Source organism: Aquimarina litoralis (assembly GCF_039523995.1).
Lineage (GTDB): Bacteria > Bacteroidota > Bacteroidia > Flavobacteriales > Flavobacteriaceae > Aquimarina > Aquimarina litoralis.
The window spans coordinates 526,830-541,687 of the sequence record NZ_BAAAGE010000002.1 but is presented as its reverse complement, the minus strand read 5'-3'; the positions used below and the strand labels follow the sequence as shown (position 1 = coordinate 541,687).

Sequence of the window (14,858 nt, the reverse complement as noted above, 5' to 3'; positions counted from 1 at the left end):
GTATACTATTTTGATTGATTGATTTGTGAGAAATACACTTCTTCTAGACCTGCGTCTATAGGCTCAAAACCATTACCCGGATTTGAATTACTCATAATCTGAACAACAGGTTTACCCATAAAAAAGGTTTCATTTATCACCTGATACTGGCTTTTATACATTTCGAATTCCGATCTATCAATGATTTTTTGATACACCTTTCCTTGTACTTGTTCAATAAGTTCTAATGGTTTCCCTTTTAGGATCACTTCTCCTCTATTAATAATTGCCATCTGGTGACATAACTCCTTAATATCATCTACAATATGGGTAGATAATATGACAATAGTGTTTTCTGCAATTTCACTAAGAAGATTATAAAACCGATTACGTTCTTTTGGATCCAGTCCAGCTGTGGGCTCATCTACAATCAATAATTTTGGATTATTCAAAAGTGCTTGAGCAATCCCAAAACGTTGTTTCATTCCACCAGAAAATACACCAAGATTCTGTTTTCTAACTTCATACAAGTTCGTTCTATCCAAAAGTACATGTACAACTTCTTTACGTTCTTTTTTGTTGGTGATCCCTTTTAACACAGCAAGATGATTGAGTAGTATTTCTGATGACATTTTTGGATATACTCCAAATTGTTGTGGTAAGTATCCTAGTACTTTCCGAATCGCATTCTTATCCTTATAAATGTCCAAATCATTAAAAGAGATATGGCCGCTATCAGCATTTTGTAAGGTAGCAATGGTTCTCATCAAGGTAGACTTTCCTGCTCCGTTTGGTCCTAATAAACCAAACATTCCTTTGGTAATTTCTAATGATATACCTTGTAATGCTTGTACACCATTGTCATAGGTTTTACTAATGTTATCGATTATTAGTTGCATAACTGTTCGTTTTTTAGATTGATATAGACAAACTTAGTAGCGATCCATATCCCGAAAAAGAAACTGGGATGTATTCATGATGGAATGTTGTGTACATAACCGTAGTCGTGATAAGAGACGTTTGTGCAACTATAAGATCAGTTTGCATACATTTTTGATACGTTTGCCAACTAATTTGCTAGCAGTACTTTATTTAGGTAATATTGAAATATGAATTTTAAATGGTCGTCCATAAAAAAGGTGTTTTCTATTCGAGTAATTAGAATCCTATTAGTCATTATAGGATTGATTATTGTTTTTTTTAATGATTCGTTTGGAAAGCTAGAGGGATTTATAGAATTCCTTTTCTTATACTTTATAGCAGTCTGTATTACTGTTTTTCATTGGTTGTTTGTTAACATCAAGTTTTTGATTAACCTAAAAAATGAGAAGAAAAAAACGGAGCTTATGCACTTACAATCTCAGGTAAATCCTCATTTTTTCTTTAATATGTTGAACAATTTGTACGGATTAGTAGATAAAGACAGTGAAAAGGCAAAAACACTTATTCTGAAGTTATCAGATATGATGCGTTATAGTATCTACGAGGGACAAAAAGAATATGTGACTTTACAACAAGAAATTGATTTTATACATAACTATATCCAATTGCATAAGATGCGCTATCATAAGGATATCACTATAAATTTTGAAGTGGATATTGATAATGAGAAGCTTAAAATCATGCCTTTGCTATTTATCATTTTGGTAGAAAACGCATTTAAACATGGATTAGAAGTATTACGTACGAATGCTTTTGCAAATATTTCGATTACATCAAAACAAAATAGTATCGTACTTGAAATTGAAAATAATTTTGATGAAGAAATAAAAGGAGAAAAAGGTATTGGATTAGAAAATCTTTCCAGAAGACTAGCCTTAGCCTATCCTAAAAAACATGAATTAACGAATGCAATTAATCACGATATTTACACTGCAAAACTTAGATTAGAGATATAATGAAGTATATTATAGTGGATGATGAACATATTGCTCATGATATTATAAAAGGATATTGTGATGCATTGCCTAATCTTATCTTTGTACAGCATTGTTATGATGCTATAGAAGCCATGGAATGTCTTGCGAAGCATAAAATAGATGTCATCTTCTTAGATTTAAATATGCCTAAACTCAAAGGATTCGAATTCTTGAAAACCTTGAAGCATCCTCCAAATATAATTGTAACTACTGCTTATCAGGAATATGCTGTAGAAGGTTATGAGCTTAATATAGTGGATTACCTCTTAAAACCCTTTAGTTTCGAACGTTTTATCAAGGCCATTAATAAGATCGAAGTTAAAAAGGAAGAAAACATTGCTCCTACTCCAAACATTAAAAAAGAGGACAAAAGCTTATTTCTACGCGCTAATAAAAAAATTATACAGGTAAAAACTGAAGATATTTTATTTATTGAAGCTACCGGTAATTATATCAAAGTGGTTACAGCAACGAATGAAATTCAGGTACGTGAAAAGATATCTGATATGTTAAGTTTACTACCTACAAATGCATTCTTGCAAACCCATAAGTCTTTTATCGTAGCCAAAAAGCATATTAATGAAATTGAAGGGAATAGAATTTTAATAAGAGATTTTGTAATACCGATTGGCAAAGTATATAAAAACAATCTGAAAACTTTATTTAAGTAATTGTAATCTGATTCTATTCATTAATTATAGTCTGAAAACACGATTGATTTGGACTAATTTATAACTTATTTAAAAAAAAATCCTCGTAGTTCTTAGACTACGAGGATTTCTTAAACTAATATCAGAATCTAACTAAATACTAAGATATCGTTCCATTCATTATGGCATTACTACTGTATCAATAGCATGGATAACTCCATTTGAAGCTTCTACGTCGGTAAGAACAACTTTGGATGTTCCTCCCTTTGCATCCGTAAGAACAACAGAGTCACCATCTAAAGAAGCTACCAATTTATTTCCTTGGACAGTAGTTATTGAAAAAGAACCGTTACCATCTTTAATCGCTTTAATAACATCAGCAGCTACAAATTTTCCTGAAACTACATGATACGTTAAAATAGCAGTTAATGTTTTCTTACTTTCTGGTTTTAATAAACCATCTACTGTTCCATCAGGAAGTTTTGCAAAAGCATCATTAACAGGAGCAAATACTGTAAATGGTCCATCTCCTTTTAAAGTTTCTACCAAGTTTGCGGCTTTTACTGCTGCGACTAAGGTGGTGAAATTCTCATTTGATGCTGCTACACCAACAATAGTTGGTTTCTTTTCTTTCGTTACTTTCTCTGTAGGAGTTGTTTTAGTAGCATATTCAGACGTATTTTCGGTTGAAAAATGAGTGAATGATGCAAAAATCAAAAGTCCTCCAAATAAACATGTTGTGATAATAAGTTTTTTCATAATTAACGTTTTATTTCAAAGGTAATCAAGTAATTGCATCAATTGTTGTGTTTTTGTTTAAACTTTAGTTAAAAATATTAAACAAAATATTAAAATTTAATTGACAACTCTCATATTATAAGTTCAAAATGTTATTGATAATCTCTATAAATGTTTAGTGATAGATGAACTCGTAGGCTTTGTAATGGAAAAATAGAAATCTATAAATTCTCCTTCTTCATCTACTAAATATTTCTGAAAATTCCATTTTACACTAGAGTTTTTCTTACCATTTAAGTCCTTATTAGTAAGCCATTCATATAACTTATGTTGATTTGTTCCTTTAACATCAATTTTTTCAGTAACTAAAAAGGTTACTCCATAATTTCGCTCACAAAACGATTGAATTTGAGAAGCATCTCCAGGTTCTTGTTTTCCGAATTGATTACACGGCGAAGCTATAATCATCAATGTATCCTTATACATATCATATAACTTCTGTAAATCTTTATATTGTCCTGTAAATCCACATTTAGAAGCAACATTCACAAACAATATCTTTTTTCCTTTGAAATCAGCAAGATTAATTTCCTTACCTTCTAGACTATTTATCTTAATATCATAAATAGATGAAGTGCTTTTATTTCCTTTGTTTTGAGATACTTTGGATTTGGTTTTTATTTTAGTAATGAAATTCATTGTATTTATTTTAGTGGTATCAACCAGTAATTTTTTGGTTATAAAATTTTTATAAAGATAAATCGTATTGTATATTTGTTTAACTAATTTAACTAAAGTTTAAACAAATTATGTTTTTTTTAGTTAGTTTTTCCAGAAGGTTTAATACGATATCTAAGCATGATCAAAAATTTTATAAAAAAGGTAGGTGTAATGAACGTGATAATGCTACTTACGGTGATATTTGTTATTTGTTTGTCACATTATTCTTTTAGTGCTGGTAGAAAACAGGAAGCTATATTTATAGGTTTATGGGCTCCTACCATCTTAGGTTTTCTTAACTATTTTAAAAACAATCCCTAATGGATCCTGTAGTTATATATTCAATTATCGTTACCACTATTTTTTTGATTTGGATAGTTTTTGTGATTAGGGCATATCATAAAAATTATAATCAGAAGAACGATTGAGTAATATTTAGGTAATTTTGAAACAGATTGAGCCTGTCGAAATCCTTTTAGAATAAGTAGTTTATAAACTTTGACAAGCTGAGTTTGACGAAGAATCTGTAGAAAATAAAAAGTTTTGGCTGCTAGTGTACATAAATATTTTAAAAAAATGAAGCCCAAAACTGGGCTTCATTTTTTTATACTAAGAGTCTAATCCAAACGCATAATATTTTTTACCAGGAATATCTTCATAAATACCTTCTAACAATACTCCTCCTTGTTTATTCTCTAACGCATTCATCAGGTCATCGACAGTTTTTACTTTGCGACCATCTACGTGAGTAATAATAAAACCTTCTTTTATTTCTGTTTCTTTTCTCAATTTTCCAGCAAAAAGCTCTGTTATCTTAATACCATGTTCAATATTTAAGTCTTTTGCAATCTTTTTATCTAACTCTTCTAAATTAGCTCCCAATAATGCCAAGATCTTTTGATGTTCTTTCTTTTTGACCTTTGTAGTTCCTGTACTACTTTCTAAAATCACAGTGATGTCTTTTTTGTTACCATTGCGGACTAAAGTAATTTCTACCGGATCACCTGGACGTTTTCTTGCTACTAATTCTTGAAGCTCTGGAGAAGTATTCACAGTCTTCTTATCAATAGCGATAATAACATCATCTTGTTTTATCCCAGCTTTATCTGCTGCTCCTTCTTCTTGAACATTTGCTACATATACTCCTTGAGTAAGGTCAATATCCTTTTCATTTGCTAATTGAGTATTTAATGTTGTAATATTAATACCCAATAATCCTCTTTGTACAACTCCAAAATTCAGTAAATCCTCTACTACTTTTCCAACAATATTACTAGGAACTGCAAAACCATACCCATTATATGTTCCAGTTTGAGAGGCTATGGCTGTGTTTATGCCTATTAAATCACCATTTAAGTTTACTAATGCGCCTCCACTATTACCAGGATTAATGGCTGCATCGGTCTGAATAAAACTTTCTACTGCAAACTTATCTTTATTAATATTTATATTTCTGGCTTTAGCACTTACTATACCAGCTGTTACTGTAGAATTTAAACTAAATGGATTACCTACTGCTAAAACCCATTCTCCTACTTCGACATCATCGGAATTTACCAAAGGCAAAATGGTTAAATCATTTGCTTTTATTTGTAGTAGTGCTAAGTCAGTTGATGGATCAGTACCAACGATAGCAGCTTTATAAGTGGTATTATTATGCAAAGTGACTTCGATTTCGTCTGCATCATCAATTACGTGATTATTTGTGATAATGTATCCTTTATCATTGATAACAACACCAGACCCTGTTCCCATAGGAACTAATTCAGGGACACGCTGTTCTTGTTCATTATTCTTCTCTTTAGGTTGCCCGCGATAAGGTTGTTGGAAAAAATTTCCAAAAGGACTTTCGTCAAAAAATTCACGAAACGGATCTGGAAGTTGGCGATATTGATAAGACCTATTTCCTTGGTAAGGATTCTTTTTCTTTACTTGAATATGTACTACCGCATCCAATACTTTATTTGTAGTTTTTGTAAAATCGAGTGGTACGATTTCTCCTTCTGTATTTGCTGCATATAATACTTTTGTATTTACTTTATCATTTGTTGTATTCGTAACCTTTGACAAATTTTCTTTATTAGGATTCAGATAATTAAATCCACTAATCACTGTAAGACTTACCACAAATGCAATAATAGCTGATATGAAATATGTTTTTTTCATTACTTTTCAATTTAATCTGTTCAACAATTACTGGGTACTATTATTTTTTTAAATTCATATAGTAGTACCCAGTTTGGGATCTAAAAAATTATGATATACTGATAGTGCGTGGAGGTTTTCTTTTTGCCTCCTCTTTTTTTGGTAATTGTATGTTCAAAATACCATTTTTATAAGAAGCTTCGATTTTTGTTTCTTCTACAGATTCTGGTAAATTGAAGGTTCTCTTAAAGGATTCATAACCAAACTCTCGTCTGGTGTAATGTTTTTGATTTTCTTCATGCTCAACTGATTTTTCTGATGATATTGACAAAATTTGATTATCTAGATCAATAGAAAAATCTTCTTTCTTCATTCCAGGTATTGCCATGTCTACATAAAATGAATCTGCTGTTTCCCAAATATTTACTTTAGGTAGCGTCATGCCTGTATTAAAATTAGACATAGTTAGAACCGGAAGATCATTATTAAATAAGTTATCAATCCATGAAGACCATGTGGAGAAGTCGGTACGTCTATCGTTGTTTACCAAACTCCCGTTGTTTTGAACTTTTGCTAATTTGTTCATAATTAAAAAATTTAGTTAAACAATAATTTAATAGCTATACGAAGTATAGTTTATTTTTGTTTTGTATCTGTTTTTTTGATATTTCTAGAGGACTTATCATTTTTCATTTTTTTATTCTTATCATCAAGAATCAAATGATTCATTATAATCGCAAAGACACTAAATAATATTATGATTATTGATAGTCCCAATGCCAATATTTTCATATTCAATGATTTTATGTGTTTAAGATTTCTTGTTTTCTTTTCGTGTAATCGTAATTAATATTAAAATCAATATCTTTTTTAATCGTAAATAATAACGTATTATTAAGAAAATTTATAGAAGTAACCTGATTAAAATTGGATTTTGGAATTACTAAAAACACTTCAAAAAGTTTTTTCTTAATAGCATTTTTTCCATCTGGTTTGGATACTACATCATCTATCATCACTGAAATATTAAGTATACCATTCTGTGCTTTAATTCTATAATTATTTTGTTTTAAAAGTGGTGATGCAATCTTATAACTAATAAGTTCATCTTTTATATCAACTACTATTTTTTGAAATTTAAATTGAGTAGTTGTCTTCTCAAAATCATTAGTATCAGAATTAATTATTTTCATAATAAATTATTTATAATCAATTACCATAAAAATTCATTAATAAGATTTTAAAAACTATTCAAAATGAAGAAAATATGTACCGAATAGTTAAGAAGCTTAGCCAATATAGATTAAAAACGGCCAAGTATTTCTAAGTATTCACATACTTTCTTTCAGCAGAATTATCTATAAAATCTGTCTTCTAAATATCAAAATAAATGCCATTGGATTTTTTAACTGTCAAAATTTCAAAAACTGTAAAATTGACAGTTTAGTAGATTAGGATATTATTGGTAAAAAATTTCACTTCCTAATAAAAGAGTTGTCTAATAGATCTATGGAAAAGCTATAATGTTTATTTTCTTTTAAATATATTCATACTTACTATCCTATAGAGATATTATAATTCTATAAAATCTTTGTAGCATTGATAGTAAATCAGAGTGGAACTAACATAAAAAAGTAATGACAATCAGAGAATCAGAACACAAAATATCACAGTTAATAGTTTTGATATCAATATTTTACTTTATGATTTCTTAAAAAAATCTATTTTTCAACCATAAACGGTTTACGAATCAAAAAAATCCCCATACTTATAAACCATATAATCTGACTAAGACCAAAGATTTCTTTAAATATATCTATCGGAATTACCGTTAAAACACCCGCTAACCCTACTATAAAACCTTGAATGTTTACAGGTTTAGAAAATATTTCTTTTTTAGATCCCAAAAAACTTAATAATAATACCCAGATCCCTCCTACTATCTCATTACCACCACCAAGACCTTCTGAAACGATACTTATGCTCGACCATATCGACATTGCCTTTTCTGGTTCAGTATTTCCTAAAGTAATAACTGAATCGAGACCAATATTAGAAATCATACCACTCGCAATCACCAATGCTACCCAGATGATACCAAAAACTGAGGTTAATTGTGAAAAATTAGGAAAATGATCCTTTATACGCTGATGTGTGGAAACTACTAATACAGTTAATAGCATTCCAAATAATACATAACTAATAAAATTGGTAATAAAAAGGATATGGTAATTATCAGATAAGAACTTTAATTTTTCTATTGCAATCGCATTAGCATCAGGAAATTTTAGCACTGCGCCATAGATTATAAAAGCTACTATATAAATAATACCAAGTATTATTGCACAAATTCCTCCTAATTTCTGAAACCTATTGAAACCCATAATTTCTCGTTTATTCTGTCGACGAGTTACTTATGGATTTGTTACGTTTTCAGTTTAGTGTTACTAAGTTGTGACTCTTCTTTTTAGATAATTAACCAATTGGTTAAACTTTGTATTTTAGCTTTGGTGAAGTTTTATAATCCAATAACCTTAATTCTTTTTAGTTATTTGGGTAATCAAAATCATGTATTTTTCTGATGAATGTGTGTTAGAATATCAAGTTTCCGAAGCTCTAAAGAAGATAATATTTGCATCTCTTCGGTAATAAGTTGTTTGTTGCTTTCAGCAGATTTCCATTTTACAAATAAATCTGAAGATATCCAGAACCATCGATGTTTAATATTGGTAACATCGGGTAGTATTCCATTATGTAAAAGAACTTTAAAGCCTTTAGAAAACATAAATAAAATAAACCTAGAAGCTAATCTCCAATTCGTTTGTTTATGATGAATACGATAATCAAAACTTGCGATGATTGACATTGCTCCAGAAAAAACCAAACTCAATTTATCAAATAATGGTTGCACTACCTTGTATTGTTCATGCCATAATATTTGCAAATTTGCTTCCCAAACTAAATCATAAGTTTCTTGATCAACAGTATCATTTTGCATCTTTATTCTAGCTTCTTGTAATTTATCAAAAGCCGCTATAATAAGTTCATTTTTTCGTTCTAAGATCAGCTGATTACGAAATACTTGGTATTCCATTTGACTAAATGTTAATAATGCAGTTCCTATTTCTGAGAATATTTTATTATTAATGATTCTAATGATCTGAAAATCATCTTCCAAAGATTTATTTTTCTTTTTGCAGGTTTCAGAAAGAGTTTTGATAGGAGTCGCCTCCCAATCCCAAATCTTTAATTTTTCACCAATATGAAAAGAAGCAAATGCAGCCATGCCTGCCCATTTATACAAAGAAGGTTCTCTTTGATATAACTGAGCATAATATGTGGTAATCGTTCTATTACGCAAAATAACATCACTTTCTGGAGGAAGATTAAAATGATATTTTAAACGCATTATTTATTATTTTTTGATAAATTTTATTTTTTTGGCAGATACAATCTCATTTTTTCAATTTCTAATTCATCTAAATGCCCCATTTTACTTTCATCTTTTGTTATGAGGTGCATATGTAAAAATGTATCATGATGTGTAAAAACTCCTTTATGTTCGGTTGAAAAGAAACCCACAATTTCCACCTCTTCATTAGTTAGTTCGTAATTAGTTTGACCCTGATGAGCTTCTTTTGGTGAAGTAACTTTAGTGTTTTCCGGTAAGTTCTGAATATGAATAATAGCTTTAGAAGTTCGTCCTATTAATTTAAAAACGAAAGGTTTTTTAAAACTAGCTGTCAGATCAAAAATAAATTGTTCTAAATGTTTAATTGTTTTTATATTTAATGGTAATTCAAATTCTTTCCAATCTGTCACATTCCCGTACACAAAAAATGGGGCGGAAACTTTGTAAGTATTTATAACATTCATTGTTGAATCAGAGTTCACCTTAGAAACATAACTTATTCCATTGTTAATAAGTAATTCACCAATCAAATGACTTTCAGGTCCAATTCCGTAAAGTCCAGTTTTATTCGCAATTGTATCAAGGTCAATTTTACCACTTAATTCTCCCTTCCACATAACATTTCTCATAGCTCCAATAATTTTGATATCGGGATAATTTAGGGATTCACTTGATTGACTCTTCTTCTCATTTGAATTGCAACCAATCAATCCAAATGTTAGGAGTCCGAAAATTATATGTTTGAAAATCAAATTCATTTTTAAAATTTATGAACACTATATTAATTAAAAGTCTTTAACTTTATAAGATATTGAATTTTTATTATCATTTTTCCAAACTTTTACCCTCTTTTATAATTTTATCAATCGACTCTTTTAAAAAGGTTTCGGTACTTATGATTTCAGACATCAATATTTGCATAAATTCCTTTTGTTCTTCTCCAGTTTTTCGATAGTTGGCAAAAAGATAATCCAGCAATTTTTCAGATTTTATTTTTAATAATTCCTTTTGTTCTTCTATATCGGCTAAAGTAGAAACCGTGCTATAGTCCATTAATTCAATTTTAGAATTAGCAATAGCTTTCCAAGAATTGATTCTTATCGATGGAATAAATATCCCTTTTGCTTTAGTAATCACTTTGTCTAAAGACATTTGATCATCTTTTCGATAGAAGTTAAGGGTATCTATTAACATTCGTTGTTGAACTATTTTTTTATCAATATCCTCTCTAGTTTCGGATAATTCCTTATGAATAGATGCTGAAATATTTGTAATATAGTTGCTGTCTTTTCTGTCTTCATTCCAATTATTGATGTATAGCGCGATTAAAATACCAATGGTAATCGAAATAATCTCTTTTAGTAATCCCTTTAATTCCCCTTTCATGTAAATTGTTATAATTAAATCAATTTTAATTATTGTCTTTTCTGTATCTTTTACCTATTCAATTTTATGTAATACCATACGCTGTACATTGGTAAAAGAATAATTTTTGATGTTTTGTACTTCTTCTATTTCTTTTCCAGAAGTAACTTCAAAAATTAGTTGGTCACCTATTAATTCTGTAGTTGATGTTAAATAGATATCCTCCACCTTAAATAAACTACGCATTTTGTTACCAACAACATATTCTGTTAATTGAATATCATTTCCTTCATCTAGCAGATAACGACCTTCATTGATGTCATCAATCACCAATTTATAATCTTTTACCATTGGTTTTTTGGATGAAAGATATTCTGTTTTCCATACATATGTACCTGGAGTGGTTGTCTTGGAAGCTGTAAATCTTACGTTTACACTATCCTTTAAACGACCTTTATGATAAATATTCATTACTCCTTTCCATACCCCTAAGCACTTTTCGGGAAAAATGGTAGTATCTTCTTTTTTGGTATTTGTATTAATTTCTTGAGCTACACCTTGAAAGCTGCTTGCGCATAAAAATAATATTATCAAGTACTTCGTCATTGTATATTTTGAATAGTAATATATATAAAATTACAATATAAATTTTTTGTAATAAAAAAGCAGTTTGGATAGACTCCAAAACTGCTTTAATTTTTAGATATATAAACTAAAATGCAATTATTCTGGTTTTGTATAGGTTACTATATCCACTCCTATTCCATTTGGATCTTTGATCGCAAAATGCCTATCTCCCCAAGGTTCATCTCTGATTTCTATTTCAATGCCTACTCCTTTTGAAAGCAATTTTTTATAAACTTTATCTACATTTTCAACTTCAATTGTTATATAAACTCCTTTTCCACTAAATGCTGTTTGAAAAATTGGTTTTTGACTCGGATGATTTGGTTGTAGAAAACTTATTTCTGCAGATTGATTTGGAGTATGAAGTAAAAGATAAAAATCATTTTCAAAGCTTACTCCAAAATCTAATACTTCTGTATAAAATGTTTTAGTTTCTTGTAGTTTTTCGGTGATTATTCCTGCGTTAAGTTTCATGTTGTTTCCTTTTTGTGCATTTGTCCAATTTATCATTAGAAGCAATGCGGTTGATAATACTGATTTCATTATTAATGATTTTGTTGCTACAAATTTAGATCTGCAACAAAACCTAACATTGTAAAAATCGGACAACCTTATGAAAATGCTTCTGAAGGAGTTACGCCATAAAATGTTTTGAAATTTTTGATAAAGTGTGCTTGATCAAAAAAACCTAGATCAAAATACAGTTTGTTTTCTTTCAAACTTTGTTTTGAAGGTTTCGCGTTTAAGATATGCTGAAATCGTACTACATTGCTAAATGCTTTAGCCGTCGTGCCTATATAAAAGTTGAAAATTCTGCGTAATTGTCGAGAACTTAAACCTACATTCAAATCTTTTTCGGTATCCAGAAATCCTCTTTTTTGAAAAATTAGATGTAACGCATTTAAGAAACGTTGATCAAAATGGATATCTCTAGTTTGCAGGTAGCTTAGAATTTTTTCATTAAGAGCTTCTATAATAATTTCGAATGAATTAGAAGGTTGGATAGTCTTATGAATCCATTGAGAAAAGTCTGGTAAAATTTTATGTAGCTCTTGAGATTGATTACTTAACGTTTTGGCATCGGTATCAAACAAAATTGAAAACATCGATGGTAAAAACCGTATTCCTATATAATCAAACTCTTTTCCAATTGGGAACTGTGTATACTTTCTGCAAAATCCCATTACAAAGTTTTCTTCCGGATCTTTGTGGTCAAAGAATATATCAATACATCCATCAGAAACCACACGATAATGATAATCTTGATGTAACTTCTTTTTAGTCTTTAGCTGCCAAAAACAATAAACAAAATCTTCAATTCCTTTATTTGGCATGATTTCTTGATAACTTATTTGATCATCATTAATCGAAACTGCTGGTTGAATTGGTTTGTAATGCTCTTTTATAATTTTTAGATTATTAACCACAGTTTACGTCGAATTGATAAGCCTTAAAATGATATTGTTAATTACCATTTAAATAATGATAATTGATATCATAAGAACTCATAAAAATTTCTGAATTGCTATATTTTTTGACCCAATCCGGGTAATAATATTCTACGAATAATTTATTATTCTTATAAGTATATTTAGCAAAAGGTTTGCCTATTTCTGGAGATCTATCAGCGCCATAATCTTCCCACAATCCTGAAGGAAACTTGCAATCAACTGAAGGGGACCAAATGAGTTCTATTTCATTATTATTCAAAATTTTGATTGGATACGAAATATAACATTGTCCGTGTACTCTAAATAGAATGCCCTCTTCTCCAATACTAATATCTGCCCAGTCCATAAACAAAGAACAACAGTAATCGGTATTGATCAAAAAACCGCTAAAAACATATCCAACTTGACCATCATATGTTATTTGATACCAGTACCCATCAATACGATAGTCATCATCTTCTAAAGACAATTCTATGTTGGTATTTCGATCTACAGTGATTATTTGTCCAAAATCTAGCTTTCCAATAGGCTCTCCATTGGGACTATCTCTTATAATTAGTCCATTTTTAGCAAAAACCCTGTATTGGTTATTTTCTTCCCTTGGAATACTATTTTTAATAAACCTAGATGATTTTAGCTGTAAAGAATAATCATTTAATGCATACACTTTTTCAGTATCTGTTTCTGGTATATCTCTTTTATCTTTATAAAAACGCTGTTCAGTACTGTCAATAGTAAAATGTAATAGATCATTAATTTTCTCAATTTTTACTCCTCCCCAATCGTTCCCAACTTCTTTAGTTCTAAAAAAATCTTTACCGTTCGTGCTAAATATAAAATATGAATTTCCTTGTGTATTGATTGAATAATATCCGTTTTGTGAATTTTCGCACCCTTTTACATTTTCTAATAACACGTCTAAATTACCATCGTTATTAAAATCATCTATCAAAGCAATAGTAAGCTTTAGTTTTTCTGAATAATCAACCAGCGTTCTTTCTTCTCCATTTATGAATGCGATCAATTTATCATAACAATTATCACTCTCTATTTTATAAGATACATCAACCTTTTCAAAGAACTTATTTTGATCCTTACGACAGGATATACTCATTATGAGAATTATAATCAGAATAATAGTATTTTGTACTTTCAATGTTTTATATATTAATTGATGGTTTATGTTTAGCTAAGCATTAATTTCAGATATTCATTTAACTCAATAACACTATTTCGATATCTTGGATATTTATCAATATTTCTTACACTATGATTTTGATCGTTTATAACTCCATTTTCAGTTGTATGAAAGTGTCCATTAATTGTAATTCCATTACTAATGCATTCAGCTATGTAATCCGCTTTCGTTTCAAATTTAGGGATTGATTTAAGATTATCAATAATTTGTGCTTTACAAGAAGTTATTTCTTGTTTTTCCAAGCCTGTCATAGGAAGTAAGAGCATAAACAAAATAGAATCCTTTGCTCCTATTTTCGTAAGTTCATCTAATGTTAAAAACCAAGCTTGAAAATGTCCACCAAGATTTCCAATATAAATATCATTTAAAAAGTAAACAATTTCATCTGTTTTAAATTCAATTAAAAAAGTCACTTTTTCATTTATTTTACCACTAATAATAGTATTAGAGTTAAAAAATGTATTCTGCCATTCTTGTAAATCAATATCATCATCAAGTATACTTGTAGTCTCTAGTGCTTCGTCAATATTAATCTCATTTTCCTCATCAAATCCATTGAACCAACTTATATAAGAATACCAAAAGAGTGTATTTGTTCTAATATCATTAAGTGCTATTTGATGACTCATAATCTATGTTTATATCAAAAATCTC

17 protein-coding genes are annotated in these 14,858 nt (G+C 29.5%); 2 read left to right on the top strand and 15 right to left on the bottom strand.

Annotation, left to right across the window (positions count from 1 at the left end; all coding sequences use genetic code 11):
* Window positions 1–5 precede the first annotated feature (5 nt).
* Window positions 6–878, bottom strand: a complete 873-nt coding sequence (locus ABD077_RS11315; protein WP_343912416.1) for an ABC transporter ATP-binding protein — start codon at window positions 876–878, stop codon at window positions 6–8.
* 447 nt (window positions 879–1,325) lie between these two features.
* Here ABD077_RS11315 and ABD077_RS11310 point away from each other — a divergent pair, with 447 nt between their 5' ends.
* Window positions 1,326–1,877 (top strand): sensor histidine kinase, encoded by a 552-nt coding sequence (locus ABD077_RS11310; RefSeq protein ID WP_343912415.1) that lies wholly within the window; start codon window positions 1,326–1,328, stop codon window positions 1,875–1,877.
* On the top strand, window positions 1,877–2,569 hold the full coding sequence (locus ABD077_RS11305; RefSeq protein ID WP_343912414.1) for a LytR/AlgR family response regulator transcription factor: 693 nt from the start codon (window positions 1,877–1,879) through the stop codon (window positions 2,567–2,569). Before ABD077_RS11310 ends, ABD077_RS11305 begins: the two co-directional genes overlap by 1 nt.
* Before the next feature lie 159 nt (window positions 2,570–2,728).
* On the opposite strand, the gene ABD077_RS11300 is transcribed toward ABD077_RS11305, so the two are convergent.
* The 14 genes from ABD077_RS11300 to ABD077_RS11235 all read right to left on the bottom strand — a co-directional run bounded on the left by ABD077_RS11300 (window position 2,729) and on the right by ABD077_RS11235 (window position 14,833).
* Window positions 2,729–3,307, bottom strand: a complete 579-nt coding sequence (locus tag ABD077_RS11300; RefSeq protein ID WP_299896665.1) for a fasciclin domain-containing protein — start codon at window positions 3,305–3,307, stop codon at window positions 2,729–2,731.
* Window positions 3,308–3,451: 144 nt separating this feature from the next.
* Window positions 3,452–3,985: a glutathione peroxidase gene (locus ABD077_RS11295; protein ID WP_343912413.1), complete on the bottom strand. Its 534-nt coding sequence runs from the start codon at window positions 3,983–3,985 to the stop codon at window positions 3,452–3,454.
* 630 nt (window positions 3,986–4,615) lie between these two features.
* A complete protein-coding gene (locus tag ABD077_RS11290) occupies window positions 4,616–6,172 on the bottom strand; it encodes a Do family serine endopeptidase (protein ID WP_343912412.1) in 1,557 nt (518 codons plus the stop codon).
* 88 nt (window positions 6,173–6,260) lie between these two features.
* Complete coding sequence (locus tag ABD077_RS11285) at window positions 6,261–6,737, bottom strand: Hsp20/alpha crystallin family protein (protein ID WP_343912411.1); 477 nt, start codon at window positions 6,735–6,737, stop codon at window positions 6,261–6,263.
* A gap of 217 nt (window positions 6,738–6,954) precedes the next feature.
* On the bottom strand, window positions 6,955–7,344 hold the full coding sequence (locus tag ABD077_RS11280; RefSeq protein WP_343912410.1) for a hypothetical protein: 390 nt from the start codon (window positions 7,342–7,344) through the stop codon (window positions 6,955–6,957).
* A 528-nt stretch (window positions 7,345–7,872) separates the two neighbouring features.
* Window positions 7,873–8,535, bottom strand: coding sequence for a hypothetical protein (locus ABD077_RS11275; RefSeq protein ID WP_343912409.1), 663 nt, complete (start codon window positions 8,533–8,535; stop codon window positions 7,873–7,875).
* 182 nt (window positions 8,536–8,717) lie between these two features.
* The gene (locus tag ABD077_RS11270; protein WP_343912408.1) at window positions 8,718–9,560 is read right to left on the bottom strand and encodes a DUF2515 family protein; all 843 of its coding nucleotides are present in this window, start codon (window positions 9,558–9,560) and stop codon (window positions 8,718–8,720) included.
* Window positions 9,561–9,583: 23 nt separating this feature from the next.
* The gene (locus tag ABD077_RS11265) at window positions 9,584–10,321 is read right to left on the bottom strand and encodes an acetolactate decarboxylase (RefSeq protein ID WP_343912407.1); all 738 of its coding nucleotides are present in this window, start codon (window positions 10,319–10,321) and stop codon (window positions 9,584–9,586) included.
* Window positions 10,322–10,388: 67 nt separating this feature from the next.
* Window positions 10,389–10,949, bottom strand: a complete 561-nt coding sequence (locus ABD077_RS11260) for a hypothetical protein (RefSeq protein WP_343912406.1) — start codon at window positions 10,947–10,949, stop codon at window positions 10,389–10,391.
* A 54-nt stretch (window positions 10,950–11,003) separates the two neighbouring features.
* On the bottom strand, window positions 11,004–11,534 hold the full coding sequence (locus ABD077_RS11255; protein ID WP_343912405.1) for a hypothetical protein: 531 nt from the start codon (window positions 11,532–11,534) through the stop codon (window positions 11,004–11,006).
* Window positions 11,535–11,651: 117 nt separating this feature from the next.
* The gene (locus tag ABD077_RS11250; RefSeq protein WP_343912984.1) at window positions 11,652–12,029 is read right to left on the bottom strand and encodes a VOC family protein; all 378 of its coding nucleotides are present in this window, start codon (window positions 12,027–12,029) and stop codon (window positions 11,652–11,654) included.
* Window positions 12,030–12,166: 137 nt separating this feature from the next.
* Window positions 12,167–12,982 (bottom strand): AraC family transcriptional regulator, encoded by an 816-nt coding sequence (locus tag ABD077_RS11245; RefSeq protein WP_343912404.1) that lies wholly within the window; start codon window positions 12,980–12,982, stop codon window positions 12,167–12,169.
* A 37-nt stretch (window positions 12,983–13,019) separates the two neighbouring features.
* A complete protein-coding gene (locus tag ABD077_RS11240) occupies window positions 13,020–14,120 on the bottom strand; it encodes an SH3 domain-containing protein (RefSeq protein ID WP_343912403.1) in 1,101 nt (366 codons plus the stop codon).
* Window positions 14,121–14,191: 71 nt separating this feature from the next.
* Window positions 14,192–14,833 (bottom strand): Imm19 family immunity protein, encoded by a 642-nt coding sequence (locus ABD077_RS11235; protein ID WP_343912402.1) that lies wholly within the window; start codon window positions 14,831–14,833, stop codon window positions 14,192–14,194.
* Between the last annotated feature and the right edge of the window lie 25 nt (window positions 14,834–14,858).

Excerpts from the sequence above, each read along its gene's own strand:
- ABD077_RS11315 (WP_343912416.1), bottom strand. The coding sequence starts at position 878 with ATGCAACTAATAATCGATAACATTAGTAAAACCTATGACAATGGTGTA.
- ABD077_RS11310 (WP_343912415.1), top strand. The coding sequence starts at position 1,326 with ATGCACTTACAATCTCAGGTAAATCCTCATTTTTTCTTTAATATGTTG.
- ABD077_RS11305 (WP_343912414.1), top strand. The coding sequence starts at position 1,877 with ATGAAGTATATTATAGTGGATGATGAACATATTGCTCATGATATTATA.
- ABD077_RS11300 (WP_299896665.1), bottom strand. The coding sequence starts at position 3,307 with ATGAAAAAACTTATTATCACAACATGTTTATTTGGAGGACTTTTGATT.
- ABD077_RS11295 (WP_343912413.1), bottom strand. The coding sequence starts at position 3,985 with ATGAATTTCATTACTAAAATAAAAACCAAATCCAAAGTATCTCAAAAC.
- ABD077_RS11290 (WP_343912412.1), bottom strand. The coding sequence starts at position 6,172 with ATGAAAAAAACATATTTCATATCAGCTATTATTGCATTTGTGGTAAGT.
- ABD077_RS11285 (WP_343912411.1), bottom strand. The coding sequence starts at position 6,737 with ATGAACAAATTAGCAAAAGTTCAAAACAACGGGAGTTTGGTAAACAAC.
- ABD077_RS11280 (WP_343912410.1), bottom strand. The coding sequence starts at position 7,344 with ATGAAAATAATTAATTCTGATACTAATGATTTTGAGAAGACAACTACT.
- ABD077_RS11275 (WP_343912409.1), bottom strand. The coding sequence starts at position 8,535 with ATGGGTTTCAATAGGTTTCAGAAATTAGGAGGAATTTGTGCAATAATA.
- ABD077_RS11270 (WP_343912408.1), bottom strand. The coding sequence starts at position 9,560 with ATGCGTTTAAAATATCATTTTAATCTTCCTCCAGAAAGTGATGTTATT.
- ABD077_RS11265 (WP_343912407.1), bottom strand. The coding sequence starts at position 10,321 with ATGAATTTGATTTTCAAACATATAATTTTCGGACTCCTAACATTTGGA.
- ABD077_RS11260 (WP_343912406.1), bottom strand. The coding sequence starts at position 10,949 with ATGAAAGGGGAATTAAAGGGATTACTAAAAGAGATTATTTCGATTACC.
- ABD077_RS11255 (WP_343912405.1), bottom strand. The coding sequence starts at position 11,534 with ATGACGAAGTACTTGATAATATTATTTTTATGCGCAAGCAGCTTTCAA.
- ABD077_RS11250 (WP_343912984.1), bottom strand. The coding sequence starts at position 12,029 with ATGAAACTTAACGCAGGAATAATCACCGAAAAACTACAAGAAACTAAA.
- ABD077_RS11240 (WP_343912403.1), bottom strand. The coding sequence starts at position 14,120 with ATGAGTATATCCTGTCGTAAGGATCAAAATAAGTTCTTTGAAAAGGTT.
- ABD077_RS11235 (WP_343912402.1), bottom strand. The coding sequence starts at position 14,833 with ATGAGTCATCAAATAGCACTTAATGATATTAGAACAAATACACTCTTT.